Origin of the sequence: Leifsonia aquatica (genome assembly GCF_014190775.1) — a bacterium.
GTDB lineage: Bacteria > Actinomycetota > Actinomycetes > Actinomycetales > Microbacteriaceae > Leifsonia > Leifsonia aquatica.
In genome coordinates this window covers 1635811-1661664 of the sequence record NZ_JACHVP010000001.1, presented here as the reverse complement: position 1 = coordinate 1661664, position 25854 = coordinate 1635811, and the positions used below count along the sequence as shown (strand labels likewise).

The following is a 25854-nucleotide window of genomic DNA, read 5'->3' as shown; positions in this document are numbered from 1 at the left end:
GCGGGAGGCGCGCGGCGCCGTCGACGCGGTCGACCGGATGCGCGACGCGGCCCGTGGCGACGGCGAGCTGCGCGGAGCCGTGCGGGTCGGCATCTTCACCAACCTCAGCACGATCGACCTGCCGTCGATCATGGGGGGAGTTCCACCGGCGGCATCCCCTCGTCGACCTGCGGCTCGGCCCGTCGCCCAGCGGTTCGACCGGACTCGCGGAGGACGTGCGGCAGGGGCGCATCGACGTCGCTTTCGTCGGCCTGCCCGACCGGCAGCCGGGGCTGCTCGAGCGGGAGCTCGCCGTCTCGCCGTTCGTCGCTCTCCTGGCGGCGTCGCATCCTCTCGCCGATCGTGCGGAGGTCTCGCTGACCGAACTGGCCGACGAGCAGTGGGTGGACGCGCGCGCCGGCTTCGGCAACCGCGTCACCCTCGACCGAGAGCTCGCCGCGCTGGGGATCGTCCGGCACGTGCCGACGGAGCTCTCCGATCTCGGGGAGATCCCGCGCTTCGTCGCCGCGCGCCTGGGCGTCTCCGCGCTGCCCGAGTTGACGGTCATCCCGGCCGAGGGAGCGGTGGTCGTCCCGCTGCGCGAACGGATCGAGTGGCGGCTCGGGATGGTCGCCCGGCCGCGGCCGAGCGCGGCGGCCACGGCCCTCCTCGACCTCGTGTCCGAGCGGTTCGCGCCGTCCCGTACGCTGGAGGGACGATGACCGTCTTCGCCGCCCTCGTCCTGTTCCTCAACGCGCTCTTCAACGTGTTCGCATGGCCGCGCTTCTTCACCCGCGTCCGCACGGACACGCGTGCGCGCGACGCCGCGGGCAAGGCGACGCCGTTCCTCGTGGTGCACGCGGTGCTCCTCGGGGTGGCGCTGCTGCTCGCCGTGCTCTCCGCCGTCGCGGGCGTGCTGCTGCTCGTCGCCTGACCTGCGCCGAGGCCGACGCCCGTGCGGAGTCGTCTGCGCCGTGGGACGATGAGGGCATGGCAGTGAACATCACGGGCGACGCCGCCGCGGACGCCCTCCTCGACAGCTCCCCGTTCGCCCTCCTGGTCGGGATGCTGCTCGACCAGCAGGTCCCGATGGAGACCGCGTTCGCCGGCCCAGCGAAGCTGCGCGACCGGCTCGGCGAGCTGGAGCCCGCGCAGATCGCGGCGCTCGATCCCGACGCGCTCGCCGCGGTGATGAAGCAGACACCGGCCGTGCACCGGTTCCCCGGATCGATGGCGGGCCGGGTGCAGGCGCTCGCCGCGGCGATCGTCTCGGAGTGGGGCGGCGACACCGCAGCGATCTGGACGCGCGACGACCCCTCGGGCGCGGAGGTCCTGCGCCGGCTGAAGGCACTCCCCGGGTTCGGCGAGCAGAAGGCGAAGATCTTCCTCGCCCTGCTCGGCAAGCAGAAGGACCTGCAGGCGCCGGGATGGCGCGAGGCGGCGGGCGACTACGGCACCGAGGGCTACCGCTCGGTCGCCGACATCGTGGACGCCGACTCGCTCACCCGTGTGCGCGAGCACAAGCGGGCGATGAAGGCGGCGGCCAAGGGCTGAACGCGCCCTTCCGCGCAGCGTCGCGCCCGCGTGGGGTGTCGGGGGTTCCCGATAGGTTGAGGGGACTCGACGGAAGGGGCTGCGCGTGTTCGTGCTCGACGGAGTGATCGTCACCAGCGCCAGCGACCTGACCGAGGCGTCGAAGTGCGAGTTCGCCTTCCTGCGTGCGCTCGACGTGAAGCTGGGCCGGATCGAGAAGGCGCCCGAGATCGAGGACCCGATGTACGTGCGGTCGTCGCGGCTGGGCGACGAGCACGAGCACCACATCCTGGAGCGCTACCGCGAGCGCTTCGGGGCGCAGGTCGCCGAGATCGAGCGCCCCGAATCGTTGACAGCCGACGCGCTCGCCGCGGCCGTCGCCGAGACCTCGGCGGCGTTCGAGAGCGGCGCGGAGGTCGTCTTCCAGGCGACCTTCTTCGACGGCGCCTTCGTCGGGTTCGCGGACTTCGTCGTGCGCCGTCCCGACGGCCGGTACCGCGTGCAGGACTCCAAGCTCGCCCGGAGCGCGCGCGTGACGGCGTTGCTCCAGCTCGCCGCATACGCCGATCAGCTGCGGAGCCTCGGCGTCGACACCGACGAGACGGTCGAGCTTCTGCTCGGCGACGGCTCGGTGAGCGAGCACCGTCTCTCCGACATCGAGCCCGTGTACCGCAAGCGCCGGGCGCGTCTGCTGCGCGTCATCGACGAGCACCTCGCCGACCGGGGGCCGGTCGCGTGGGGCGATCCCCGATTCACGGTCTGCGGGCGGTGCGACACCTGCGACGCCGAGGTACAGGCGGCACGCGACGTGCTCCTCGTCGCCGGGATGCGGGTGACGCAGCGCGCGCACCTGGTCGCCGCGGGGCTCGGCACGATCGACGCGCTGGCCGAGTCCACGGGGCCGGTCGACGGCATCCCGGACGGGACGCTCGACGGGCTGCGCGAGCAGGCGCGGCTGCAGTTGCGTGCGACGCCGGGGGAGGCCCCACCCGTGCGGGTCTACAACGCCCCGGTGCTCGCCGCCCTCCCGCACCCCGACGGCGGTGACCTCTTCTTCGACTTCGAGGGCGACCCGCTCTACACCGAGGGCGCGGGGGAGCGCTGGGGCCTCGACTACCTGTTCGGCATGGTCGACGCGAACGCCGAGTTCACCGCCTTCTGGGGCCACGACTTCGCCGCCGAGCGGCTCGCGCTGGAGGCCTTCCTGGCGTTCGTGAAAGAGCGGCGTGCACAGTATCCGCGCATGCACATCTACCACTACGCCGCCTACGAGCAGACGCATCTGCTCGCGCTCGCCGCCCGGCACGGGGTCGGCGAAGAGGAGGTCGACGGCCTCCTGCGCGACGGCGTGCTGGTCGACCTGTACCCCCTGGTGCGCAAGGCCGTGCGGGTCGGATCCCGTTCGTACTCGATCAAGAAGCTCGAGCCGCTCTACATGGGCACCGAGCTGCGCGAGAGCGAGGTCACCAACGGCGCCGATTCGATCACCGAGTACGCCAACGCCCGCGACCTCCTGGCCCTGGGCCGCGAGGACGAGGCGCAGCCGCTGCTCGACGCGCTCGGCGACTACAACCGGTACGACTGCGTCAGCACGCTGCGCCTGCGGGACTGGCTGCTCGACCGGGCCGCCGAGAACGGCATCCCGGTGGGCACCGCCCCGGTCGAGGAGCTCGACGTGCCACCGGAGGAGTCGCCCCTGCGCGCGGCGCTGCTGGGCTATGCGGGCGACCCACTGGACCCGCACCGCACCCCGGACCGCGCGGCCGTCGCGCTGGCCGCCGCGGCCATCGACTTCCACCGGCGCGAGCAGAAGACCTTCTGGCAGTCGCACTACGCCCGCCTCATCCAGCCGATCGAGGAGTGGGCCGAGACCCGCGACGTGCTCGCCGTCGACACGGTGCGCGTCGTGCGCGACTGGTACCAGGACGACGGACAGCGCGTCGAGCGCCGCGAGCTCCTGCTGAGCGGTCGCTGGGGGCCGGGCAGCGCCGTCCGGGTGAGCGAGCGCGGCGGCCCGTTCCTGTTGTACGAATTCCCCGGCCCGTTTCGTCAGCCGCGCGCCCAGCCCGGCTCGCGCACCGCGCGGACCGTCGCCGTGATCGGCGCGACGGAGGACGGCTCGGTCGTCGTCCGCGAGACGCTGCCGCGGGACGTGCTGCCGTACCGCGACGCCCCGACGGCTCTGACCCCCGCCGCGCCGCCGGACGCGCGCCGGCTGGGCGAGGCCATCCGCGAGTGGGGCACCGGGCTGCTCACGGCCCTGCAGGCCGGAACGTGGCCGGTCGACGCCACGGTCGACCTCCTGCGCCGCACACCGCCGCGCACCGTCTCGGGCGCGCTCGCCGACGAGGGCCCGGCTGACGGGAGTGGGCGCATCGCGGCCGTCGTCGCGAGCCTCCTCGACCTCGACCGTTCGTACCTCGCCGTGCAGGGGCCGCCCGGGACGGGCAAGTCGTACCTCGGCGCGCACGTGATCGCGCGGCTGGTCGCCGAGCACGGCTGGCGCGTCGGCGTGGTCGCGCAGTCGCACGCCGTGGTGGAGAACCTGCTCGATCGCGTGGTCGCGGCCGGCCTCGACCCGGCACGGGTCGGCAAGACAGCCAGTGCGTCGGCGGACCCGGATGAGGAGCGCGCGTATACGGTGCTGCCGTCCGACGGGCATCTGCTCTTCGCGGAGGACAACGCGGCCGCCGGCTACGTGCTCGGCGGCACCGCGTGGGACTTCGCGAACCCGGCTCGCATCCCGCGCGACAGCCTCGACCTGCTCGTCGTCGACGAGGCCGGGCAGTTCTCGCTCGCGTCCACCATCGCCGTCGGCGTCGCGGCGGCCAACCTGCTGCTGCTCGGCGACCCGCAGCAGCTGCCGCAGGTGAGCCAGGGGCGGCATCCCGAGCCCGTCGACGGCTCCGCGCTGGGCTGGGTGAGCGACGGCCACGACGTCCTGCCGGCGGAATACGGCTACTTCCTCGCCGAGAGCCGGCGGATGCACCCCGCACTGGCGGAGTCGGTCTCGGTGCTCTCGTACGAGGGCCGCCTGCACGCCCACCCGGACGCCGCCGGGCGGCTGCTCGCGGGGATCGAACCCGGAATGCACCCCGTCCCGGTCGCACACGTCGGCAACGCCACCGCGTCTCCGGAGGAGGCCGCCGTGGTCGTCGAGCTGGTGCGCGCAGCACTGGGACGATCGTGGAGCGATCCGTCCTCGGGCGTCGAGGACCAACCCCTCGGCCCGGAGGACGTGATCGTCGTCACGCCGTACAACGCGCAGCTGGTCGAGGTGCGCGCGGCCCTCGACGCGGCAGGGCACCCGGCCGTGCGCGTCGGGACCGTGGACAAGTTCCAGGGGCAGGAGGCGGCCGTCGCGATCGTGAGCCTCGCCGCCTCCAGTGCCGCCGACGCCCCGCGCGGCATGTCGTTCCTGCTGATGAAGAACCGGCTGAACGTCGCGATCTCCCGTGCCAAGTGGGCCGCATACCTCGTCCACTCGCCGGAGCTGGCCGAGTTCCTGCCGACCACCCCGACCGGTGTGACGGAGTTGAGCGCCTTCATCCGTCTGGTCGAGGGCGGCTGAGGCGGCTACGGTGGACGCATGAGCCCCGAGGAGCTGGAGACGCTCGCCGCGCTCCGGCGGGCGCGCGACCTCATCGACCGCGACTACGCCAAGCCGCTCGACGTGCCGACGATGGCCGCGCACGCGTACATGTCGGCCTCGCACTTCTCGCGACAGTTCCGCGCCGCCTACGGGGAGACCCCCTACAGCTATCTGATGACCCGCCGGATCGAGCGGGCGATGGCGCTGCTGCGCGCCGGGATGAGCGTGACCGACGCGTGCATGACCGTGGGCTGTACGTCTCTCGGCTCGTTCAGCGCCAAGTTCAGCGAGCTCGTGGGGGAGACGCCGACCAGCTACCGCTCGCGCGACCACCTGTCGGTCGCGGTGATGCCGGACTGCATCGCCAAGCAGCGCGTCCGGCCGGTGCGCACGCACCAGCACGGCTGAGACGAGCAGTTTTGGAGAAGCGGTGCCGCGCCACCGGTTCCTAGAGTGAAGCCATGAGCATCTCAGTCCACTTCGTCGACATCATCGCCACCGACCCCGCGGAGTCCCTCGTGTTCTACCGCGACGCGCTCGGTCTCGACGTCCTCAACGACGTCGCCTACGACGGCCACCACTGGATCACGATGGGTGTGGCCGGCGAGCCCGGCTCCCAGATCGTAATCTCCGACCCGTATGCCGGCCGACCGCAGGCCGACGGTGACGCGCTCGCCGCGCTGGTGGCGAAGGGCACGCTGCCTGGCGTCGTCTTCAGCACCGACGACGTCGACGGGCTCTTCGAGCGCGTGCGCGCGTTCGGGGCCGAGGTCCTGCAGGAGCCGATCGATCAGTTCTACGGCTCCCGCGACTGCGCCTTCCGCGACCCGTCGGGCAACATGGTCAAGATCCAGCAGTGGGGCGTCGCCGCGGCCCAGACCGCCTAGCGGACAGCGGAGCCGGCTCAGGCCGGCCGCACCGTGCCGGGCACGAACTCCCGCACCGGGTGCGCGATCGTGGCCGCGCAGGTGCTGAGCAGCGGTTCCGAGAGCCGCTCGGCGACCTCCACCACCACCGCGCCGCCGTCGTGTGCGAGCTCGACGGTCCAGCCGTGGGGGTGCGGGTGCTCGGAGAGCACGCGGTAGGCGTCGATCGCGTCGTCGCCCGACGCGTCCCGAGCGAACGCCTCGGCGGCCTGCGCGACCGTGGTGAGGGAGGTCCGGCCGCGCAGATACCGGGGGTCGACGCGTCCCTCGGTGTACCGGGCGACCACGTCGGACGCGTCTGCGGCGGGGACGCCGCCGTAGAGCAGGCCGTGCGGGAAGACGATCATCGTGGCGGCGAAGCGGTCGCCCCCCAGGTGCGAGCACTCCCACGTCTCGTCGGGGAAGGCGTCCGCGAGCGCTTCCACCACCGGACGCCCGCGGACCGCGCAGCACTGGTCGTGCCGGGCGTGCGTGCAGACGGCATACACCGGCCGGTCGCTGGGCTCACCGGCCGTGCCGTCCAGCGGGAGCGACAGGAGGTCGGCGGGGTCGCCCACCCGCCCCCAGCGGAGGGATGTGCGCCCGGGCCGGGCGTCCACCAGCGCCCACCGCCACGACTCTTGCGCCCGGCGTTCACCGGCCCGCAGACCCGTCCGCCGGATCGCCAACGGCCGGATCCCGGCCTCCTCCGCCCGGGCCACGAGGGCGGCACCGACCGCGGGGTCGAGGGCGGAGTCGAAGAACGCGTGGCGTCCCCAGCCGCTCTCGATCTCGACGAGGAGCCAGCGTTCGCCGAACCCGGCCGTGCCGGGCAGCGGATCGCCACGCTCGCGGGCGCGGTCGCTGCAGGGCAGCCAGCCGGCCGCCGGCGTCACGGCTCGTCGACCACGACGACGCCCTCCCGCAGCAGGCGGCGTGCGACCACGACGGCCGACTCCGGGTCCAGAGCGGGCAGCTCTCCGACGGCGACCGGTGCGCCGTCGAGCAGACGCTCCACGGCCGCGCGCGCGGCGATCGGCAGCGCGATCGCGCGACCCGGGAGCCGCACCGTCACCGTCTCGACCTCGATCGTGACGGTCGGCCGCAGGCCGGGGCGTGCCGTGACGACCGTGCGGCCGTCCAGCGCAGCGGCCGCCTCGATGGTCGCCAGCGGCCGCACGGGCGCGGGCGGGGTGTCGCGCCTCCGACGTGCGCGGAGGCGATCGCCGACGGCGGCGGCGATGCTCGCGCGACGCGCGGGGTCGCCGAGGGCGTCCCGCAGCGCGTCGAGCGCGGCGTCGACCTCGGGGTCGAGCAGGGACGCGTCGTCCGGGTCGAAGCCGAGGGGGAGGGAGGCACGCAGCGACGGGACGTCCGCCGCGGTCGCCACCGCCGCCTCCACGATGTCGGTGCGCGTGTAGGCGGCCACGCCCACCGTGAGGTGAATGGAGAGCTCGCCGAGTGCGGTGGCGGAGTGGATCCAGCCGCGCGGGAGGTACAGCGCGTCGCCGGGCCGGAACGTCTCGTCGATCGCGGGCGTCTCCTGCGCGCGAGCGGCGACGGCGGTGCGGTGGTCGGTCCAGGGCTGGTCCCGCAGCGGGTCCGTGTGCACGGGCTCGTGGATGCGCCAGTGCTTCTCGCCCGCTATCTGCAGCACGAAGACGTCGTGCACGTCGTAGTGCGGATCGAAACCGCGCGACGAGGCCGGGGTGATGTAGGCGTTCACCTGGCAGGGATGCCCGAGCTCGGCCGACAGCGCCCGCGCGAACGCGGCGATCGGCTCCCACGTGCGGTGCAGCCCCTGCAGCACGAGGGTCGCTCCGGCCGCCATCTCGGCGAGCACGCGGTCGCTGGCGACCTGGTCGCCGACCTCCGCGCCGAAGCCGCCCCCGGCCGTGTAGCGCGCGGGAGGGAGGACGTCGCCCTCCTTCGCCATCCGGACGAACGGCGTGCGCAGGGCGCGGGCGGCTACGAGCTCGTCGACGTCGTCCCTGCTGAACAGGTCGGAGAAGTCGCCGCCGAGGTCGGCCGCGCGGGTGAAGAGGGGGCGCTGCGACCAGTACTCGGACGCGAACGCGTCACCGGGGATCGCCGTGCAGCGCGAAAGCGCGGGCCGGTCGCCCGGCCCGCGCTCATCGGTCGCCATCAAGCGGACCCGTCGGCTCCGCCGTCGTGCCCGTTCGGGTTGGCGCCGCCGTCGGCCGGGCCTTCGCCCGCCGATCCGTCGGCTCCGCCGTCGTGCCCGTTCGGGTTGGCGCCGCCGTCGGCCGGGCCTTCGCCCGCCGATCCGTCGGCTCCGCCGTCGTGCCCGCCGGGGTTCGCTCCGCCGTCGGCGGGGCCTTCGCCGCCGCCGCTGGCGCTGGTGGTGATGTCGTCGTCGTCGATCGCGCCCATGTGGGCCTCCACTTCGCTCGGTGCTCGCCACACTACGCGCGCTCGTCACATTTCGGAACGCACTTTGACCCTCCACCGCGCGGCTGGGAGGCTGGTTCCACCGGCGGACGAACACCGGTATCACATTCCCCCCTTCACAAGAGAGAGGCACAGCCATGCCCGACGCCACCCCTCCTGCCGGCTCCCCGACGCCGGCGCTGCCCGAGAAGCCGAAGAAGTCGAAGGTCGGCTGGATCGCGGGCATCGCCGTCGCGGTCGTCGTCGTGATCGTGGCCGCCGTGCTGATCGCCGTGAACGTCGCCGCCAACGGCTCCTCGCAGGCCGCCGGCGCGAAGAACGTCACCGTGAAGATCGGCACCACCGAGCAGGCCGCCCCGTACTGGGCCATCCTGAAGAAGAAGGCCGCCGCCGAGGGCATCACCATCGACGTCGTCGGCTTCAGCGACTACACCCAGGCCAACCCGGCGCTCGCCGACGGCCAGATCGACCTCAACCTCTTCCAGCACCTCCAGTTCCTCGCGAACTACGACGTGCAGGCGAAGCAGAACCTGGTCCCGATCGCGTCCACCCTGGTCGTGCCGCTGCCCCTCTACTCGCACAAGTACGACTCGGTCGACGCCATCCCGCAGGGCGCGCAGATCGCCATCCCGAACGACGCGACCAACCAGGCGCGTGCGCTGCTCGTGCTGCAGAAGGCCGGCCTCCTGAAGCTCAAGGACGGCGGCAACACGCTCGCCACCCCGGCCGACATCGACGCCTCCGCCTCGAAGGTCACCGTCATCCCGGTGGACGCGGCCCAGACCGCTCCGGCGCTCAACTCCGCCGACGGCGCCATCGTCAACAACAACTTCGCGCTGACCGCGGGAATCGATCCGAAGTCCGCCATCTTCCAGGACGACCCCAAGTCCGAGACCGCGGAGCCGTACATCAACGCCTTCGTGTCGCGCGAGAAGGACAAGGACAACGCGACCTACCTGAAGATCGCGGAGCTGTACCACTCCAAGGAGGTCACCGACTCGGTGCTCGCCGAGTCGAAGAACACCGCGGTGATCGTCGACAAGCCGCAGGCCGACCTCATCGCCGTGCTCGACACGCTCAAGAAGAACATCGAGGCGGCGAAGTAGCCCGGTGAGCCCCATCATCGAGTTCCGTGGCGTCACCAAGAGCTTCCGCTCGGGTGACGCCACGGTCGCGGCCGTCGAAGGGATCGACCTCGCCATCGAGCGCGGCGAGATCTTCGGCATCATCGGCTACTCCGGCGCCGGCAAGAGCACGCTGCTGCGGCTCATCAACGCGCTGGAGCACGCGACCAGCGGCACGATCGTCGTCGACGGCCGCGAGATCACCGCTCTGAAGGAGCGCGACCTCCGCAGCGTCCGCGCGGGGATCGGGATGATCTTCCAGCAGTTCAACCTGTTCCGCTCCCGCACGGTCTTCGGCAACATCGCCTACCCGCTGAAGGTGGCGGGCTGGCCGGCGGACAAGCGCAAGGAGCGCGTCGCCGAGCTGCTCGCCTTCGTCGGCCTGACGGACAAGGCGTGGTCGTTCCCCGACCAGCTGTCCGGCGGCCAGAAGCAGCGGGTCGGCATCGCCCGGGCGCTCGCGACGAACCCCGACATCCTGCTCGCCGACGAGGCCACCAGTGCGCTGGACCCCGAGACGACGGCCGACGTGCTCTCGCTGCTCAAGCGGGTCAACGACGAGCTCGGCGTCACCATCGTCGTGATCACGCACGAGATGGAGGTCGTGCGCTCGATCGCCGACCGAGTCGCCGTGCTCGACTCCGGCAAGGTCATCGAGCAGGGGACCGTGTTCGAGGTGTTCTCGGACCCGCAGACATCGACCGCTCAGCGGTTCGTCGGCACGGTGCTGCGCAATCAGCCCGGCGCCGACGACATCGAGCGGCTGCGGGGCAAGCACTCCGGCCGCATCGTCTCGGCGCGAGTCGCCGACGATGGACGCCTGGGTTCCGTGCTCTCGGACGCGGTCGGCCGCCACGGCGTGCGCTTCGAGATCGTCTACGGCGGCATCTCCGCCCTGCAGGGCCGGTCCTTCGGCAGCCTCACGCTCGAACTGATCGGCGAGCCTGCCGCGGTGGATGCGCTGATCGCCGAGCTCCGTACCGTCACCGACGTCGAGGAGGTGTCCGCATGAGCGACTGGTCCACTCTCTGGCCCGTCTACCTGGACTCGATCGGCCAGACGCTCTGGATGGTCGTCGTCACGCTGGTGCTGGGCGGCATCTTCGGGCTCGTGCTCGGCGTGCTGCTGTACACGACCCGCAAGGGCGGCCTGCTCGAGAATCCGGCCGTGTTCACCGTGCTCAACATCGTGGTGAACTTCATCCGCCCCATCCCGTTCATCATCTTCATGACGGCGATCGCCCCGCTGACGCAGGCCGTGCTCGGCACGTTCCTCGGCACGCCGGCGGCGATCTTCCCGATGACGATCGCGGCGACCTTCGGCATCTCGCGGATCGTGGAGCAGAATCTCGTCACGATCGAGCCGGGCGTGATCGAGGCGGCGCGGGCGATGGGCTCGCACCCGCTGCGGATCATCGCGACCCTGCTCATCCCGGAGGCGCTCGGGCCGCTGATCCTCGGCTACACGTTCATCTTCGTCGCCATCGTGGACCTCTCGGCCATCGCCGGCAGCATCGGCGGAGGCGGCTTGGGCAACTTCGCGATCGCGTATGGCTACCAGCGCTACGACTGGGCGGTGACGTGGATCGCGGTCATCACCATCGTGATCCTGGTGCAGGCCGCGCAGTTCCTGGGCAACTGGCTGGCTCGCAAGGCGCTGCGCCGCTAGCGACCGCGCCCTCCCGGGACGTCTGCGCCTGCGCGCGCAGCCGCAGACGTCCCGAGGCGCAGCACACGCATCCCTAAAGCGGGCCGGTGTAGCGGCCGACGGGGCGCAGCCGGAGGGGCGGTTCGCCGTACTCGGCGACGGCGTGCACCACGAAGCCGATCGCACGCCGTGGCGAAGATCACCTCGCCCGCGTCGTCCCGCATCCCGTGGGCGAGCGTGAGGGCGCCGAGCGCGAGGTCGATGTTGGGGTGCGCTCCGGCGCGGTCGCGCAGCAGGGCGGAGACCGCCTCCACCGCTGAGAGGACAGGCGCTGCGCTGGCCGCGGCGGCGAGGAGGTCGAGGAGAGCCCGGGCGCGCGGATCGCCGTCGGGGTACAGCGGTTGACCGAATCCCGGGACGGGGCCGCCGGAACCGGCGACGACCGCGTCGGCCACAACCCGGGCGGGATCCTCCCCGGCGACGACGCGGGCCAGCAGCCGATGAGCTGCCCGGCTGGCATTGCCGTGCAGCGGGGAGTCGAGCGCGCCCATCCCGGCGATCACCACGCCGTAGGGGGTCGCCCGGGCGGAGGCGGCGGCCCGTGCGGCGAGGGTGGAGACCGCGAGGTCGTGGTCGATCAGCAGGACCAGAGCGGCGTTCAGGATGTCGACTGCGCTTTGGGTCGGAGCCGTTGGGGCGAGACGGCGGTGGAGGCGCAGTGCGAGCGGGTCGTCATCCGTCTCGCTCGCGCCGTCGCCGCCGCCCACGACGGGCAGCACGGAGACCATCCCCGCCACCATCCGTTCGGCGGCCCCGGCGACGGTCGCCGGGTCGAGGGAGGTCCGCAGCGGGTCGGCCGCCGCGAGGGCGGTCACCGCGATCAGCTGGCGATCCCGGTCACCGGCGGAGGCGGGCAGCGCGTCCGCCGCTCGGCGCGCGGCCGCCATCCCGGCACCGGGGGAGAACCGGGCGTCCGCGTCCCACGCGCCGGTGAGCGCCCACCGCGCGACGTTCTCGAACGGCTCGCGCGCGAGCTCGACGGCGCGGCGCCCGCGGTAGACGAGGTCGCCGTCCTCGATGAGGGCGAAGGTCGTCTCGATGACCATGAGCGGGCGGCCGTCCGATCGCCCGGTCGCGGGGCTCCCCGGAGCGGAACGGCGTCGCCGTGCGGCGGCGAACCGCTCGACTTCCAGCGGATCGAACGACGAGCCGTCGGCCGTCCGGTCGCGCGCGAGCTTGCCGCGGGCCACGTAGGCGTAGAGGGTCTCGAGTTTGACCCCGAGGCGTTCGGCGGTCTGTTCCGCGGTGAGGCGGGGGAGGGCATCCATGTTGATCCGATCAACGTTGACGTAGTGAAAATCCACGCTCACACTACCCTCATGGACCGGATGAACGACACCCTGATCGACGTCCCGCGCGGACTCACCAATGTGGTGGCCGCCAGCACCGCGCTCGGCGACGTGCGCGGCCAGGAGGGCTTCTACCACTACCGCCAGTACCCGGCGATCGAGCTGGCGCGCGATCACGCGTTCGAGGAGTCCTGGTACCTGCTGCTGAACGGCGAGCTGCCCGACGCGGAGCAGCTCGCGGCCTTCCGCGCGCGCACGGCGGAGGCGCGGCGCATCCCTGACCAGGTGCGGGCGCTCCTCCCGGCGATCGCGCGGCTGACGGCGGGGGACGCGCTCGCGGGCCTGCGGATGGCGCTGGATGCCGTCGCCGCCGCCGACGGCATCCGTCCCGTGTACGACGAGAAGCCCGAGGCGCGGCTCGCCGATGCGGTCCGCGCGGCCGCCGTGACGCCGGTGCTGCTCGCGAGCCTGCACGCCCTCGCCGAGGGACGCGAGCCGCTGGAGCCGCGTGACGACCTCGGCCACGTGGCCGACTACCTCTACCTGGTCACGGGCGCTGAGCCCGATCCCGATCGGGTCCGCGCCCTGAGCGCCTACATGACCGCCGCGATCGACCACGGCTTCAACGCCTCCACCTTCACGGCCCGGGTCATCGCGTCCACCGGCGCCGACCTCGTCGCCGCCGTCGTCGGAGCGCTCGGCGCCCTGTCGGGACCGCTGCACGGCGGCGCTCCCAGCCGCGCTCTCGACACCCTCGACGCGATCGGCACGCCCGACCGCATCGACGAGTGGATCACGCAGACGGTCACCTCGGGCGGCCGCGTCATGGGCTTCGGCCACGCCGTGTACCGCACCGAGGACCCGCGTTCGCGGATGCTGCGGGAGGTCGCCCTCGGGTTCGGCGGACCGCGCGTGGACTTCGCGGTGCAGGTGGAGGAGCGCGTGCAGCAGCTGCTCGCTGAGCTGAAGCCCGGCCGGGAGCTGCACACCAACGTCGAGTTCTACGCGGGCATCGTGATGGAGCTGTGCGGCATCCCGCGCGCGATGTTCACGCCCACCTTCGCGGCGGCGCGTGTCGTCGGCTGGTCGGCGCACGTGCTCGAGCAGGCGGCGGACGGCAAGATCCTCCGCCCCTCAGCCCGCTACGTCGGACCCGAGCCGGTCAGACCGCCCGTGCTCCGATAGGTCGGCGATTCCTGCTGCGTTCCGGCGTATCGTGCCGGGTGAACGGAGGCGATGGCGATGCGTGGAGCGGTGCGGCACGTGGAGTGGGTCGGCGACGAGGATCCGGAGCGGCTGGAGGCAGCGACGGTCACGCTGGCGCCGGACCGGCTGGACGCCCTCGGCGTCTCGCGGACGACGGACTACGTCACGAGCTGGTCGCTCGAGACCGGGCCCGACTGGGTGACGACGCGGCTCGATGTCTCGGTGACGGGTCGCGGCTTCACCCGCTGGCTCGTGCTGACCCGGGACGATGGCGGCCGGTGGGCGAGCGAGAGCTGGGCGCACGGGACGACCGCCTTCCACGGCGAGCCGATGGCGCACCCCGGTCTCGCCGAGTCCGGCGCCTTCGACGGCGCGCTGGACTGCGACCTCGCCCTCTGCCCGGTCACGAACATGATGCCCATCCTGCGGCTCGGCGCCCTGCGCGGCGTGGAGGAGACCGAACTCACCATGGCGTGGGTCGACCTCCCGAGCCTCGAGGTGCGGGCGAGCCGGCAGGTCTACAGCGCCGTCGAGCCGTTCGACCCCGCGAGCGGACGTGGCGTGGTGCGTTACCGGAGTGCCGATCGCGGCTTCGTCGCCGATCTCGGCGTGGACGAGGACGGCGTGGTGATCGACTATCCGCGACTCGCCCGGCGCATCCGCACCCGCTGACGCGAAGGCACCCGCTGACGCTACGGCGTCGGGTCGAGAGCGTCGTAGCGGCGGAATGCGCCCTGCACCCGCACCACCGTCGCGACGAGCACGACGATGAGCAGCCCGCCCAGCAGCGGCGGGAACCAGAGGGCACCGGTGAGGGCCAGGAGGCCGATGTAGAGGTCGCCGAGACGCGGACCGCCGGTCACGACCACGGTGAAGACGCCCTGCAGCCGGCCGCGCATCGTGTCGGGCGCCGACGCCTGGAGGATGGTCATCCGGAAGATGGAGCTGATGTTGTCGGCGGCCCCGGAGGCGGCGAGCAGCAGTGTCGCGAGCACGAGCGCCGGGAGGTTGGCCTGGGCGATGGAGGTGCCGCCGCCGTTCCAGCCGCCGATCGCGACGACGGCCAGCACGATCCCGAAGCCCAGGATGCTGGCGCCGTAGACGAGGATGGCGCGCTCCACGGCGCGTCCCTGCCAGCGGACGTGCCCCAGCCGGCCGGAGAAAACGCTCGAGACGAGGGTCCCGACCGCGCCTGCGGCGGTGAGGATGCCGACCGTCACCGGGCCGCCGCCGATCAGCAGTGCGCCGACGGCCGGGAAGAGCGCGCGCGGCTGGCCGAAGGTCATGGCGATGAGGTCGAGCACGAACGTCATGCTCAGATTCGGGGCGGAGCGCAGGAACCGGAGCCCCTGGAGCACCGACGCGAGTCCCGCGCTCTGACGCTCACCCTCGGGGACGATGGACGGCAGCGTGAAGATCCCGAGGAAGGCCGCCGTGAAGAGGAGCACGTCGGCCGTGTAGGTCCAGGCGATGCCGACGGTCGCGACCAGCACACCGGCGAGGGCGGGCCCGACGGTCACCATCACGCCCATGCTGATGCCGCCGAGGGCGCTCGCCGCGGGCAGCAGCCGGGTGGGGAGGAGGCGCGGCGTGATCGCCTGCCGCGTGCTGCCGATCATCACGGACGCGACGGCGTTGATGGTCGTGAGCACGTACAGCGGCCACACCACCTGGATGTCGAGCCAGGCGAAGACGGCGATGCCCGCGGTCGACGCCCACGCGACGATCGCCGTGACGAGCGCGACGAGTCGCCGGTCGAAGGCGTCCGCGAGGACGCCGCCGTAGAGGCCGAACACGATCATCGGCCCCAGCGCGAAGAGGGCGACGAGCGCCACCGCGAGGGTCGAGCCGGTGAGGTCGTAGATGTGGAGGCCGACGGCCACGATGGTCATCTGACCGCCGATGCCCGAGATGGCACCACCGAGCCACAGCCGCGCGAACGCGGGGGACTCCTTCAGCGGGGTGAGATCGACGAAATGGCGCCGGTGGGCCAGCGTCGTATCGTCGGGCTCCTTCGTGGCCGGAGCGTCCTCCGGACTCAGAAGCGGGGCTTCTTGCTGAGCGCGACGGCGGCGGTCGAGAAGACGACGCCGGCGGCCATGATGGTGAAGGTCACCGCCTGCAGCAGGGTCTGCCAGAACGGCTCGAACGGCGTGACGGACACCCAGAGCCAGAGCACGGCGCCGATGAGGGTGATCACGTAGCTGAAGGTCTTGCGAGCGGCGATCGCGTTGATCGCGACGACGGTGCCGGCCACGACGACCTGGAACAGGGGCAGGCCGGCTCCCGGGTTGCCGCTCCAGGTCGCGATGAGGCTCCAGATGCCGAAGACGATGGTCGCCAGGACCACGACGGTGGCGATGACCGAGCCGAGCGCACCGGGGAGGGTGGCGCTGAGGCTGCGGACGAGCGGGCCGTGCTCGTCGTCGGCGGTGACGGCCTCGGTGTGGGCCGCGGTGGGGGCGGTAACGTTCGTGCTCACGACGACTACCCTACCTCGCGGACGACCTCGTCCGGCGACTTGTCGGGCCGCAGACCGCGCCAGGAGGGCTGGCGCAGGCGGTCGGTGCCGGTCCACTCCGCGAACTCCACCTCGCCGACGTGCTCGGGACGCACCCAGTTCGCGCCGCGGGCGTCGGCGGAGGGAACGCCCTCGAGCGGGCTGGTCTTGCGCGGGTGCGCGGCCAGCAGAGCGGCGAGCCGGTCGAGGTCGGCGTCCGAGAAGCCCGTGCCGACCTTGCCGACGTAGCGCAGCACGTCCCCGTCCGGGATGCCCAGGAGCAGGGCGCCGAGGGTCCCGGCGCGCCGACCGGTCCCGGGCGTCCAGCCCCCGATCACGACCTCCTGGGCCAGATGGTGCTTGATCTTGATCCAGGAGCGGGATCGGCGACCGGTCGTGTACGTGCTGTCGCGGCGCTTGGCCATGACGCCCTCCAGCCCCAGCTCGCGCGATGACGAGACGGCGTGGGCGAGGTCGCCCGCGAACGCCGGCGGAACCTGGATCGGGTCGCCGCCGGGTGGTCGCAGCGCGTCCTGCAGCGCCGACCGGCGTTCGTCGTAGGGCGTGCGGCGGAGATCGTGACCATCGAGCTCCAGTAAGTCGAACACGAAGTAGTGCGCCGGTGCCCGCTCCGCGGCGGCGGCCACCTCGGCGGGGCGGGTCAGTCCCATCCGCGACTGCAGGAGGCCGAAGTCCGGGCGTCCGCGCGGAGTGAGGGTGACGATCTCGCCGTCGACGACGAGGTCGTGGCCGCCAGCGAGCGCGACGAGCCCGGCGAGGTCCGGATAGGTCGCGGTGACGTCGTTGCCGTTGCGGGTGGTGAGCCGCAGCTGATCGCCGCGCACGACGGCGATGGCGCGGATGCCGTCCCACTTCATCTCGAACGCCCAGTCGTCCTCGTCGTCGACGTCCTTCTCGGAGCCGAGGGTGGCGAGCATGGGGGAGACGGGGGTCTCGGTGATGCGCTCCGTCGTCTTCGTCTTCGGCTTCGCCTTCTTCTCCGCCGCGTCCGGCTTCGCCTTCTTCTTCGCCGCCGGCTTCTTCCCGGCGGCCTCCCCGTCGTCCTTCATCAGGTGGATGAGCCAGTTCTTCTCGTCGCCGTCCCGCCCTCCCGTGCGGATGAGCGCGAACTTCCGCGGTTCGCCGCCCAGGCCGCCGTCGGACTGTCCGTGCAGCGTGACGATCACCTCCGCATCCCGCCACTTCTCGAGCTCGTACTCGCCGTGGTCCCAGATGTCCACGTGCCCGGCGCCGTACTCGCCGTGCGGGATGTCGCCCTCGAACGTCCCGTACTCCAGCGGGTGGTCCTCGACGTGCACCGCGAGGTGGTTCTGCTTCGGGTCGACGGGCGGTCCCTTGGGGAGCGCCCAGCTGACGAGCACGCCGTCGTGCTGCAGGCGGAAGTCCCAATGCAACCGACGCGCATGGTGCTCCTGGATGACGAACGAGCGGCCGTCGACCGCGTCCGGGCTGACCGCGGGGACCGGCTCGGGGGTCTTGGCGGCGTCGCGCTTGGAGCGGTAGGTCGTCAGCCGATCGCCCGCGGCGTCGGCCAGTTGCTCGGCGTCCGGGTGCCCGGCCTCGGCCGTGCCGCCCGCGGAGAGACCGGCCAGGGGGTCGCCGTGCTTCTTCACGCGCTCGAGCACCTCCTCGTACTCCAGGTGACGCAGATCCCTCGCCTCCAGTTCGCGCCAGGTACGCGGTGCGGCCACGGTGGGGCGGAGGCGTCCGCGCAGCGAGTAGGGAGCGATCGTGGTCTTCGCTCCGTTGTTCTGGCTCCAGTCCACGAGCACCTTGCCCGCCCGCAGCGCCTTTTTCATGTCGCTGACGACGAGGTCGGGATGGTCGGCCTCCAGCGCCCGCGCCAGCTCGTGGGCGACCGCCGAGATCTGATCGCTCGTCTGCGATCCGTCGAGCGGGGTGTAGAGGTGGATGCCCTTCGAGCCGGAGGTCACCGGCAGCGGGTCGAGCCCCATGTCGGTCAGGATGCCGCGAGCCAGACGGGCGACCTCGGCGCAGTCGGCCAGGGTCACCCCGTCGCCCGGGTCGAGGTCGAGCACCATGCGGTCCGGGTTGCGCCGGGCGTCACCGCGTCCGACGCGCCACTGCGGCACGTGGATCTCCAGCGACGCGATCTGCGCGAGCCACACCAGCGTGGCCCGGTCGTTCACCAGCGGGTACGTGTTCTCGCTCGTCTTGTGCGTGATGGTGCGCTGCTTCACCCAGCTCGGTGTGGAGGAGGCATCGAGGTTCTTCTGGAAGAAGACCTCGCCCGGATGGTCTGCCGTGCCCACACCGTGCACCCAGCGCTTGCGGGTCGCGATGCGGTCGCGGACGTGCGGGACCATCGCCTCCGCGATCGCGTGGTAGTACCCGATCACGTCCGCCTTGGTCGTCCCGGTCTCCGGATACATGACCTTGTCGAGGTTCGTGAGCTTCAGCCGGTGACCGTCGATCGAGACGGTCTCGGTGTCATCCGCAGCCATGCGCCCACCGTACGCCGGGGAACATCCTTCGATCACTGGTTGAAATCAGGGCGATGCGCGGACACGATAGAGCGCATGAGGGCCATATGGACGGGTGCGATCACCTTCGGGCTGGTCAACGTGCCGGTGAAGGTCTACAGCGCGACGGAGGATCACGACGTCGCGCTGCACCAGGTGCACGACGCCGACGGCGGCCGCATCCGGTACCAGCGGCGGTGCGAGATCGACGGCAAGGTCATCCCGTACGAGCACATCGCGAAGGCGTACGACGACGGCGACCGGACGGTGATCCTCACGCCCGAGGACCTGTCCTCGCTCCCGGCCGAGCGCAGTCGTGAGATCGACGTGGTCGAGTTCGTGCCGAACGAGCAGATCGATCCGATGATGCTGGACCGCAGCTACTACCTCGAGCCCGACTCCAAGTCGCTCAAGGCGTACGCCCTCCTGCGCAAGACCCTGGAGGACGAGGATCGCACCGCGATCGTGAACTTCGCCCTGCGCCAGAAGACGCGCCTGGCGGCATTGCGCGTGCGGGGCAACGTGCTCGTGCTGCAGACGATGCTCTGGCACGACGAGATCCGGGAGGCCGATTTCCCGGCCCTGGACTCGACTCCGCGGATCACCGAGCGCGAGCTGAAGCTCTCGGCCGCGCTCATGGAGAGCTTCGCCGGCGACTTCGAGCCGGAGAAGTTCACCGACGAGTACCAGGAGGAGCTGCGTCGCCTCATCGACGCCAAGCTCGAGCAGGGCGAGAGCATGGACACCGCCGAGACCTTCGGTGAGGAGCCGGAGAAGGCGAAGGGCGGCGGCGAGGTGATCGACCTCATGGAGGCGCTGCAACGCAGCGTCGAGCGCAGCCGGTCGACGAAGGAGCCCGCGAAGAAGGCCCCGGCGAAGAAGACGGCCGCCAAGAGCACCGCCGACAAGAGCGCACCCGCCAAGAAGGCGAAGAAGCCCGCGTGACGCGCCTGCGCCGCAGCGACCCGTCGGGGCCGGGATACCACCGTCGTGCCAGTAACAAGGGTCCGGTCTACGAGGACGTGGCCGGCAATCCCATCGTCGACGAGCGCGAGCTGGAGCGCATCCGCTCGCTCGTGATCCCGCCCGCGTGGGAGGACGTGTGGATCTCGCCCGACGCGCGCGGGCACATCCAGGCCGTCGGCACCGACCAGGCCGGGCGTCGGCAGTACCGGTACCACGACTCCTGGCGGCTGCATCAGGACCGCGTGAAGTTCGAGCGCGCCGCTCAGCTGGCGGAGACGTTGCCGTCGGCGCGGCGCAAGGTGACCATGGATCTCCGCGCGGAGGGCTTCGGGCGCGACCGCGTGCTCGCGGCCGCCTTCCGCATCATCGATCTCGGGAGCGTCCGCATCGGCAGCGAGGAGTATCTCCACGCCAACGGGAGCCGTGGGCTCACCACCTTGCTCTGCCGGCACGCCCGCATCGACGGCGACGAGATCACCTTGACGTTCCCGGCCAAATCGGCCCAGAAGTGGACGAGCACGATCGTCGACGCCGACCTCGCCGAACTCCTGACCCAGATCCAGGCGCTGCGCGGCCAGCGCTCCCGGCTGCTCTCGTGGAAGGACGGCACCTGGCACACCCTGCGCCCGGCCTCCCTCAACGAGTACATCCGCAGGCAGACCGGCGGCGAGTTCACCGCGAAGGACTTCCGCACCCTCCACGGCACGATCGTCGCCGCGGAGGCGCTCGCCGAACTCGGCATCAGCGACACGGAGTCGCGTCGCAAGAAGCGCGTCACCGCGGCCGTGAACGAGGCTGCTGCCGCACTCGGCAACACCCCGGCCATCGCCCGCAACAGCTACATCGACCCGCGCGTCTTCGACCGGTACCGCCAGGGAGAGGTCATCGACACGGCTGGCGGTCGCGTGCCCGAGCCGGCGCTGCTGGAGCTTCTCTCGAGCTGACCCGCAGCGCCGGCGTCGGTCACTTCGCGGGCTGCGCCTTCGTCTCCGCCGACAACGGCTGCGCGATGTCCTCGAGCGAGCGGCCCTCCGCGGCGATCCCGAGGAAGAGCTCGACGAGTCCCGCCGCGATCATCAGGCCGGCGCCGATGTAGTAGCCGATGACGACGGAGTGGATGCCGCCCTCGATCAGCTGGCCGAACAGGATCGGGCCGATGATCCCACCGAGGCCGGTGCCGACCGCGTAGAAGAAGGCGATCGACATGGCCCGGGTCTCCATCGGGAAGATCTCGCTCACGGTCAGGTAGGCGCTGCTGGCGCCGGCCGAGGCGAGGAAGAAGACGACCATCCAGCACGCGGTCAGCCAGAAGGCGTCGAGCGCGCCGGTGTCGAACAGGATGGCGGTGCCGACGAGGAGGATGCCGCTGCCGACGTACGACAGCGTGATCATGAACTTGCGGCCCACGGTGTCGAAGAGGTGGCCGAGGATCATCGGGCCGAGGAAGTTGCCGATCGCGATCGGCACGAGCGCCCACGGCGCGACGTCGTCCGGCACGTGGAGGAGCTTCGTGAGCACGAGGGAGTACGTGAAGAAGACGGCGTTGTACAGGAAAGCCTGACCGATGAAGAGCGACAGCCCGAGCACGAAGCGCTTGGGGTACCGCGTGACGGCGGTGCGGACGATCTCGCCGAACCCGGTCGAGCGGCGCTGACGGATCTCGATGCCCTTGTCGTCGGGGACGACGGGGAGGGACTCGCCGCTCTCCTTCTCGATGTCATGCTCGATCCCGTCCACCAGCTTCTCGGCCTCTTCGTCGCGACCGTGGATGAAGAGCCAGCGCGGCGACTCGGGCACGTTGCGGCGCACGAGGAGGATCACGAGGCCGAGGACGGCGCCCAGGCCGAAGGCGATGCGCCAGCCGATGTCGGCGGCGAAGAGCTGCTCGTTCAGCAGGAAGACGGTGAGCACCGCGCCGAAAGCGGTGCCGAGCCAGTAGGAGCCGTTGATCGCGAGGTCCACGAGACCGCGGCGGCGGGCCGGGATGAGTTCGTCGATCGCCGAGTTGATCGCCGCGTATTCGCCGCCGATGCCGGCGCCGGTGAAGAAGCGGAAGACGAAGAACATCCAGGGGGCGATGGAGAAGGCGGTGAGCACGGTCGCGACCAGGTAGAGCCCCAGCGTGAGGATGAACAGCTTCTTCCGGCCGAAGCGATCCGTGAGGTACCCGAAGACCAGAGCGCCGACGCAGGCGCCGGCGACGTAGATCGCCGCGGCCAGACCGACCTGTGCGGTCGTCAGACCGAGGCCGCTGTCCGGCTCGGTCAGCCGGCTGCCGATCGCGCCGACGATGGTGACCTCGAGGCCGTCCAGGATCCACACGGTGCCGAGGCCGAGCACGACGAGCCAATGGAAGCGCGACCAGGGGAGGCGGTCCATCCGCGCCGGGATGAGCGTGCGGATCGTGGACAGTGTCGGTTGCTGGGAACCCGGTGTACGTGTACTCACGATGGTCACCGTACGATCCGTGGGTATTTCCCGGGAGGACCTTGACACGACCGGCGAAAGGGAGCAGGGGCTTGGCAGCTAGCGCATCGCCGAGTACGGTGTCAACCCCTTGTTGGGGGCCAGGCCCCCCTGCCTACTCTGAGTGTGCGGCGATCCCGGATGACCCCGGCAGCCGCAGCCGAAACACCGAGGCAACGCACGACAGTACGAGCTGAATGGGATGACACGATGACTGTGCTCGAAGTGACCAGCGACCCGGTACGCGACTACCTGAACTCGATCGGACGGACGCGACTGCTGACCGCCGACGAGGAGGTGGCGCTCGCCAAGCGCATCGAGGTGGGAGTCCTCGCCGGAGAGCGCCTGAGCAAGCGACCGGGACTCACCGCCCGCGAGAAGCGCGAGCTGCAGTACCTCGCCGACGACGGCAAGCGCGCCTTCGAGCGCTTCATCGAGGCGAACCTGCGCCTGGTGGTCAGCATCGCCAAGCGCTACTCGGGCCGCGGCCTGCCCGTGATGGACCTGATCCAGGAGGGCAACCTCGGACTCGTCCGCGCGGTCGAGAAGTTCGACTACCGCACGGGGAACAAGTTCTCGACCTACGCCACCTGGTGGATCCGCCAGTCGATCCTCCGCGGCATCGCCGACACCGCGCGCATGATCCGCATCCCCGTCCACACGGTGGAGAAGATCGACAAGCTCGATCGCATCCGCCGCGACCTCGGCGGCGAGCTGGGCCGCACGCCCACGCTGGAGGAGATGGCGGAAGCCGCCAACCTCACCGAGGCCGAGGTCCACAAGCTCCAGATGAGCGACTCCGAGACCGTGTCGCTGGCCGTCCCGGTCGGCGAGAACGAGGGCGCCGAGCTCGGCGACCTGATCGAGGACGACGACTTCCCGACCCCTCCGGAGGCGGTCGAGGTCGTCTTCCGCCACCGCGACCTCGAGGAGCGGCTGCGCGACCTCCCGCCGCGCGACGCGAAGGTCGTCCGCATGCGCTTCGGCCTCGACGGCCAGAAGCCGATGACGCTCGACGAGGTCGGCGAGGTCTACGGCATCACCCGCGAGCGCGTCCGCCAGCTCGAGACCCGCAGCCTCAAGCGCCTGCGCTGCCCCGAGTTGCTCGAGTACCTGCGCTGATCTCCCGCACACGAGACGAGGACCCCGTGCTCAGCCGAGCGCGGGGTCCTGTCGTCTGCGGGGGATTACTTGCCGGGAGGCGAGTCCGAGTCGACCTCGTCGGCGCCGAGCGCCCCGATCTCCTCGGTCAGCTGCAGCCCGGTGGAGCTGTTCGACGAGATCGTCAGCGCCTCCAGCCACGTCTTGTTGATCTTCGGCTGACGGCCGCCGCTGTAGCGGAACAACAGGGGGACGGCGGGGTCGATCCAGATCGCGCTGCGGCCGTCGCCGACGCTCTGCTCATCCCGCCAGGAGAAGAAGAACCCCTCCTTGCGCCGGAGCTTCAGACCGATCACGATCTGCAGGTGTGCGAGGACGCGGTCCTCGAAGCCGATCTCGGTCGTGCCGGCGTATACGAGCTTGCCCATGCCAGAACCGTACATGACGCCGGCGTCATGGCCGCGCCGACCCCGGTTGCGGCTCGCGTCCCTCGGCGTATGGTCGGCGCATGACCCCGCAGCGTGTACTCGTGACCGGAGCGACCGGGTACGTCGGCGGGAGGCTCGTCCCGCGGCTGCTCGAGCGCGGCCACACCGTTCGCGTGCTGGCGCGCTCGCCGCAGAAGCTGGCCGACGTGCCGTGGGCCGACGACGTCGAGGTCGTCCAGGGCGATCTCGGCGATCCCGACTCGGTCGCCCGGGCGATGGAGGGGATGGACGTCGTCTACTACCTGGTGCACTCGATGCGCGCCCGGGGCGACTTCGAGGACGAGGAGTCGGCGGCGGCCCGCACGGTGGCGACCGCGGCGAAAGAGGCGGGCGTGCGCCGCATCGTCTACCTCGGCGCGCTGCATCCGGAGGGACCGCTCTCCCGGCACCTCCGGTCGAGGGTCGCCGTCGGGCGCATCCTGCTGGACTCCGGCGTGCCGACCATCGTGCTGCAGGCGGGCGTCGTGATCGGCTCGGGCTCGGCGTCGTTCGAGATGATCCGCCACCTCACGGAGGTGCTGCCGTACATGCCCGCGCCCAAGTGGGTGCGCAACCGCATCCAGCCCATCGCGATCCGGGATGTGCTGCACTACCTCGTCGAGGCCGCCGACCTGCCGCCCGAGGTCTCGCGCGCGTTCGACGTGGGCGGCCCCGACATCCTGCGCTACGGCCAGATGATGAACGGCTTCGCGGTGGAGTCCGGGCTGCCGCAGCGGCCGATCGCGTCCCTGCCGGTGTTCACGCCGTGGCTCGCGTCCCAGTGGGTGAACCTCGTGACGCCCATCCCGCGCAGCCTCGCGGTGCCGATCATCGAGTCGCTGCAGTACGACTGCGTGATGCACGAGCACGACATCGACGGTGTCATCCCGCCGCCCGAGGGAGGCCTCACCGGCTACCGCACGGCCGTGCGGCTCGCGCTGGCGCGCATGCGCGACGGCGACATCGAGACGACCTGGCGCAACTCGTCCGTCGCCGGAGCGCCGAGCGACCCGCTGCCGAGCGACCCGGAGTGGGCCGGTCACACGGTCTACACGGATGTGCGGGAGCGCACCTCGGACGCGGACCCGACCGATCTCTGGCGCGTGGTCGAGGGGATCGGCGGGGAGCGCGGGTGGTATTCGTTCCCGCTGGCGTGGGCGCTGCGCGGGTGGATGGACAAGCTGGTCGGCGGCGTCGGGCTGCGACGCGGACGGCGCGACGCGGACCGCCTCTCCACCGGAGACGCGCTCGACTGGTGGCGCGTGGAACGCGTCACACGCGGACCCGAGGGCGGCGACCTCCGGCTGCGCGCCGAGATGCGGGTGCCCGGTCGGGCCTGGCTCGAGCTGGCCGTCACGCCCGCCCCGGACGGCGGGTCACGCTACTGGCAGCGCGCGGTCTTCTTCCCGCGCGGTCTCGCCGGGCGGCTCTACTGGTACTCGATCCTGCCGTTCCACGGCGTCATCTTCAACGGCATGGCGAACCGCATCGTGACGGAGCCGGACCGGTTGCGGTCGGTCGTCAGTCCTCCGCCGGCGGAGGGGTGACGAGCGTGGTCGCACTGAGATCCGTCAGGAATCGTGTGACCACCGCGCGCTCGTCGGACGTCAGCGACCGCGCCACCTCGAAGCGCCGCGCATGCTGCAGGCCCATGGTCCGGCGCACCTGGCGATGCGTCTCCGGGGTGATCTCGACCGTCACCGCCCGTCGGTCGGTCGGGTGCGGCCGGCGCACGACATGGCCGGACGCCTCCAGGCGGTCCAGCAGCTTGGTCGTGGAGGCCGTTGAGATGTGGAGGTGCTCGGCCAGTGCGCCGGCGGTCACCGCGATGCCCGCGTTCATGGAGGCGATGACATACCGCAGAGCCTTCATGTCCGTCTCGTTGAGCCGCATCTTGCTGCGCGACTCGAAGCTCAGCCGCTGCTCCGCCTCGCGCCAGCCGCGCATGGCGCTCAGGACCGCCACGATCTCGGCGAGCTCGGATTCCGGCAGGTCGTCGTGGCGGACGAGCTCTTGCCGGGGGTCGATGACGCGCGGGTCGATCATCGACCCGGAGATGCGGCGCGCATCGTCCCTGGAGCTCATGCGGCCATCTTATGCGAC

25 protein-coding genes are annotated in these 25854 nt (G+C 71.4%); 15 read left to right on the top strand and 10 right to left on the bottom strand.

The annotated features are described in order from the left end of the window. Positions 1-53 precede the first annotated feature (53 nt). The 6 genes from FHX33_RS21925 to FHX33_RS07930 all read left to right on the top strand — a co-directional run bounded on the left by FHX33_RS21925 (position 54) and on the right by FHX33_RS07930 (position 5991). Complete coding sequence (locus tag FHX33_RS21925) at positions 54-701, top strand: LysR substrate-binding domain-containing protein (protein WP_248616293.1); 648 nt, start codon at positions 54-56, stop codon at positions 699-701. Continuing rightward, the gene (locus FHX33_RS07950; protein WP_021765092.1) at positions 698-913 is read left to right on the top strand and encodes an SCO4848 family membrane protein; all 216 of its coding nucleotides are present in this window, start codon (positions 698-700) and stop codon (positions 911-913) included. Before FHX33_RS21925 ends, FHX33_RS07950 begins: the two co-directional genes overlap by 4 nt. A gap of 56 nt (positions 914-969) precedes the next feature. Continuing rightward, the gene (locus tag FHX33_RS07945) at positions 970-1533 is read left to right on the top strand and encodes an HhH-GPD-type base excision DNA repair protein (RefSeq protein WP_021765093.1); all 564 of its coding nucleotides are present in this window, start codon (positions 970-972) and stop codon (positions 1531-1533) included. 85 nt (positions 1534-1618) lie between these two features. Beyond that, positions 1619-5083 (top strand): TM0106 family RecB-like putative nuclease, encoded by a 3465-nt coding sequence (locus FHX33_RS07940; RefSeq protein ID WP_183428320.1) that lies wholly within the window; start codon positions 1619-1621, stop codon positions 5081-5083. Between the two features lie 18 nt (positions 5084-5101). After that, positions 5102-5512, top strand: coding sequence for a helix-turn-helix transcriptional regulator (locus FHX33_RS07935; protein ID WP_021763409.1), 411 nt, complete (start codon positions 5102-5104; stop codon positions 5510-5512). Between the two features lie 53 nt (positions 5513-5565). Next, positions 5566-5991, top strand: coding sequence for a VOC family protein (locus FHX33_RS07930; protein WP_021763410.1), 426 nt, complete (start codon positions 5566-5568; stop codon positions 5989-5991). Between the two features lie 17 nt (positions 5992-6008). On the opposite strand, the gene FHX33_RS21540 is transcribed toward FHX33_RS07930, so the two are convergent. From FHX33_RS21540 to FHX33_RS21920, 3 genes are read right to left on the bottom strand one after another with little or no spacing between them, the layout of a single operon-like run. After that, positions 6009-6905, bottom strand: a complete 897-nt coding sequence (locus FHX33_RS21540) for a sucrase ferredoxin (protein ID WP_021763411.1) — start codon at positions 6903-6905, stop codon at positions 6009-6011. Beyond that, the gene (locus tag FHX33_RS07920) at positions 6902-8155 is read right to left on the bottom strand and encodes a cupin domain-containing protein (protein ID WP_183428319.1); all 1254 of its coding nucleotides are present in this window, start codon (positions 8153-8155) and stop codon (positions 6902-6904) included. Before FHX33_RS07920 ends, FHX33_RS21540 begins: the two co-directional genes overlap by 4 nt. Continuing rightward, positions 8155-8403, bottom strand: coding sequence for a BatC protein (locus FHX33_RS21920; protein WP_179701886.1), 249 nt, complete (start codon positions 8401-8403; stop codon positions 8155-8157). The genes FHX33_RS07920 and FHX33_RS21920 overlap by 1 nt, the downstream gene beginning before the upstream one ends. 155 nt (positions 8404-8558) lie before the next feature. Here FHX33_RS21920 and FHX33_RS07910 point away from each other — a divergent pair, with 155 nt between their 5' ends. The 3 genes from FHX33_RS07910 to FHX33_RS07900 are packed head-to-tail and all read left to right on the top strand — an operon-like array spanning position 8559 to position 11213. Beyond that, complete coding sequence (locus tag FHX33_RS07910; protein WP_021763434.1) at positions 8559-9527, top strand: MetQ/NlpA family ABC transporter substrate-binding protein; 969 nt, start codon at positions 8559-8561, stop codon at positions 9525-9527. Positions 9528-9531: 4 nt separating this feature from the next. Continuing rightward, positions 9532-10557, top strand: coding sequence for a methionine ABC transporter ATP-binding protein (locus FHX33_RS07905; RefSeq protein ID WP_021763433.1), 1026 nt, complete (start codon positions 9532-9534; stop codon positions 10555-10557). Beyond that, positions 10554-11213 carry a methionine ABC transporter permease gene (locus FHX33_RS07900; protein ID WP_021763432.1) on the top strand — a complete coding sequence of 220 codons (660 nt, stop codon included), beginning with the start codon at positions 10554-10556 and terminating at the stop codon, positions 11211-11213. Before FHX33_RS07905 ends, FHX33_RS07900 begins: the two co-directional genes overlap by 4 nt. Here FHX33_RS07900 and FHX33_RS07895 read toward each other — a convergent pair. Then, entirely contained in the window at positions 11210-12520 is a 1311-nt protein-coding gene (locus FHX33_RS07895) for a citrate/2-methylcitrate synthase (RefSeq protein ID WP_246396883.1), read from the bottom strand. The genes FHX33_RS07900 and FHX33_RS07895 overlap by 4 nt on opposite strands. 60 nt (positions 12521-12580) lie before the next feature. Between FHX33_RS07895 and FHX33_RS07890 the strand changes: the two genes are divergently transcribed. Both FHX33_RS07890 and FHX33_RS07885 read left to right on the top strand, forming a co-directional pair. Further along, positions 12581-13726: a citrate synthase gene (locus FHX33_RS07890; RefSeq protein ID WP_246396882.1), complete on the top strand. Its 1146-nt coding sequence runs from the start codon at positions 12581-12583 to the stop codon at positions 13724-13726. A gap of 57 nt (positions 13727-13783) precedes the next feature. Beyond that, positions 13784-14419, top strand: a complete 636-nt coding sequence (locus FHX33_RS07885) for a putative glycolipid-binding domain-containing protein (protein ID WP_221209332.1) — start codon at positions 13784-13786, stop codon at positions 14417-14419. 20 nt (positions 14420-14439) lie between these two features. Here the strand turns inward: FHX33_RS07885 and FHX33_RS07880 are convergent, their stop codons facing one another. The 3 genes from FHX33_RS07880 to FHX33_RS07870 are packed head-to-tail and all read right to left on the bottom strand — an operon-like array spanning position 14440 to position 18733. Beyond that, entirely contained in the window at positions 14440-15741 is a 1302-nt protein-coding gene (locus tag FHX33_RS07880) for an MFS transporter (RefSeq protein WP_183428439.1), read from the bottom strand. Positions 15742-15785: 44 nt separating this feature from the next. After that, positions 15786-16229, bottom strand: a complete 444-nt coding sequence (locus FHX33_RS07875; protein ID WP_021765576.1) for a hypothetical protein — start codon at positions 16227-16229, stop codon at positions 15786-15788. A 5-nt stretch (positions 16230-16234) separates the two neighbouring features. Beyond that, on the bottom strand, positions 16235-18733 hold the full coding sequence (locus FHX33_RS07870) for an ATP-dependent DNA ligase (RefSeq protein WP_021765577.1): 2499 nt from the start codon (positions 18731-18733) through the stop codon (positions 16235-16237). Positions 18734-18808: 75 nt separating this feature from the next. Between FHX33_RS07870 and ku the strand changes: the two genes are divergently transcribed. Both ku and FHX33_RS07860 read left to right on the top strand, forming a co-directional pair. After that, the gene (ku, locus tag FHX33_RS07865; RefSeq protein WP_021765578.1) at positions 18809-19696 is read left to right on the top strand and encodes a non-homologous end joining protein Ku; all 888 of its coding nucleotides are present in this window, start codon (positions 18809-18811) and stop codon (positions 19694-19696) included. Continuing rightward, positions 19693-20661 carry a DNA topoisomerase IB gene (locus FHX33_RS07860; RefSeq protein WP_039924299.1) on the top strand — a complete coding sequence of 323 codons (969 nt, stop codon included), beginning with the start codon at positions 19693-19695 and terminating at the stop codon, positions 20659-20661. Before ku ends, FHX33_RS07860 begins: the two co-directional genes overlap by 4 nt. A 19-nt stretch (positions 20662-20680) precedes the next feature. On the opposite strand, the gene FHX33_RS07855 is transcribed toward FHX33_RS07860, so the two are convergent. After that, entirely contained in the window at positions 20681-22096 is a 1416-nt protein-coding gene (locus FHX33_RS07855; RefSeq protein WP_021765580.1) for an MFS transporter, read from the bottom strand. Positions 22097-22393: 297 nt separating this feature from the next. On the opposite strand from FHX33_RS07855, the gene FHX33_RS07850 reads away from it, so the two are divergent. Continuing rightward, complete coding sequence (locus FHX33_RS07850) at positions 22394-23305, top strand: sigma-70 family RNA polymerase sigma factor (RefSeq protein WP_021765581.1); 912 nt, start codon at positions 22394-22396, stop codon at positions 23303-23305. A gap of 65 nt (positions 23306-23370) precedes the next feature. Here FHX33_RS07850 and FHX33_RS07845 read toward each other — a convergent pair whose 3' ends face one another. Beyond that, on the bottom strand, positions 23371-23712 hold the full coding sequence (locus FHX33_RS07845; protein ID WP_039924301.1) for a DUF7882 family protein: 342 nt from the start codon (positions 23710-23712) through the stop codon (positions 23371-23373). Between the two features lie 80 nt (positions 23713-23792). Here FHX33_RS07845 and FHX33_RS07840 point away from each other — a divergent pair, with 80 nt between their 5' ends. After that, positions 23793-25298, top strand: a complete 1506-nt coding sequence (locus FHX33_RS07840; protein ID WP_021765583.1) for an SDR family oxidoreductase — start codon at positions 23793-23795, stop codon at positions 25296-25298. Here the strand turns inward: FHX33_RS07840 and FHX33_RS07835 are convergent. Next, entirely contained in the window at positions 25273-25836 is a 564-nt protein-coding gene (locus tag FHX33_RS07835) for a MarR family winged helix-turn-helix transcriptional regulator (protein ID WP_021765584.1), read from the bottom strand. The two genes, FHX33_RS07840 and FHX33_RS07835, sit on opposite strands and share 26 nt — an antisense overlap. Positions 25837-25854 lie beyond the last annotated feature (18 nt).

What these genes read in the sequence shown, in the direction of transcription:
- FHX33_RS21920 (WP_179701886.1), bottom strand. Translation starts at nt 8,403, where the DNA reads ATGGGCGCGATCGACGACGACGACATCACCACCAGCGCCAGCGGCGGC.
- FHX33_RS07835 (WP_021765584.1), bottom strand. Translation starts at nt 25,836, where the DNA reads ATGAGCTCCAGGGACGATGCGCGCCGCATCTCCGGGTCGATGATCGAC.
- FHX33_RS07935 (WP_021763409.1), top strand. Translation starts at nt 5,102, where the DNA reads ATGAGCCCCGAGGAGCTGGAGACGCTCGCCGCGCTCCGGCGGGCGCGC.
- FHX33_RS07885 (WP_221209332.1), top strand. Translation starts at nt 13,784, where the DNA reads ATGCGTGGAGCGGTGCGGCACGTGGAGTGGGTCGGCGACGAGGATCCG.
- FHX33_RS07855 (WP_021765580.1), bottom strand. Translation starts at nt 22,096, where the DNA reads ATGGACCGCCTCCCCTGGTCGCGCTTCCATTGGCTCGTCGTGCTCGGC.
- FHX33_RS07870 (WP_021765577.1), bottom strand. Translation starts at nt 18,733, where the DNA reads ATGGCTGCGGATGACACCGAGACCGTCTCGATCGACGGTCACCGGCTG.
- ku (WP_021765578.1), top strand. Translation starts at nt 18,809, where the DNA reads ATGAGGGCCATATGGACGGGTGCGATCACCTTCGGGCTGGTCAACGTG.
- FHX33_RS07910 (WP_021763434.1), top strand. Translation starts at nt 8,559, where the DNA reads ATGCCCGACGCCACCCCTCCTGCCGGCTCCCCGACGCCGGCGCTGCCC.
- FHX33_RS07950 (WP_021765092.1), top strand. Translation starts at nt 698, where the DNA reads ATGACCGTCTTCGCCGCCCTCGTCCTGTTCCTCAACGCGCTCTTCAAC.
- FHX33_RS07945 (WP_021765093.1), top strand. Translation starts at nt 970, where the DNA reads ATGGCAGTGAACATCACGGGCGACGCCGCCGCGGACGCCCTCCTCGAC.
- FHX33_RS07890 (WP_246396882.1), top strand. Translation starts at nt 12,581, where the DNA reads ATGAACGACACCCTGATCGACGTCCCGCGCGGACTCACCAATGTGGTG.
- FHX33_RS07930 (WP_021763410.1), top strand. Translation starts at nt 5,566, where the DNA reads ATGAGCATCTCAGTCCACTTCGTCGACATCATCGCCACCGACCCCGCG.
- FHX33_RS07895 (WP_246396883.1), bottom strand. Translation starts at nt 12,520, where the DNA reads ATGGATGCCCTCCCCCGCCTCACCGCGGAACAGACCGCCGAACGCCTC.
- FHX33_RS07850 (WP_021765581.1), top strand. Translation starts at nt 22,394, where the DNA reads ATGACTGTGCTCGAAGTGACCAGCGACCCGGTACGCGACTACCTGAAC.
- FHX33_RS07845 (WP_039924301.1), bottom strand. Translation starts at nt 23,712, where the DNA reads ATGGGCAAGCTCGTATACGCCGGCACGACCGAGATCGGCTTCGAGGAC.
- FHX33_RS07840 (WP_021765583.1), top strand. Translation starts at nt 23,793, where the DNA reads ATGACCCCGCAGCGTGTACTCGTGACCGGAGCGACCGGGTACGTCGGC.
- FHX33_RS07900 (WP_021763432.1), top strand. Translation starts at nt 10,554, where the DNA reads ATGAGCGACTGGTCCACTCTCTGGCCCGTCTACCTGGACTCGATCGGC.
- FHX33_RS07920 (WP_183428319.1), bottom strand. Translation starts at nt 8,155, where the DNA reads ATGGCGACCGATGAGCGCGGGCCGGGCGACCGGCCCGCGCTTTCGCGC.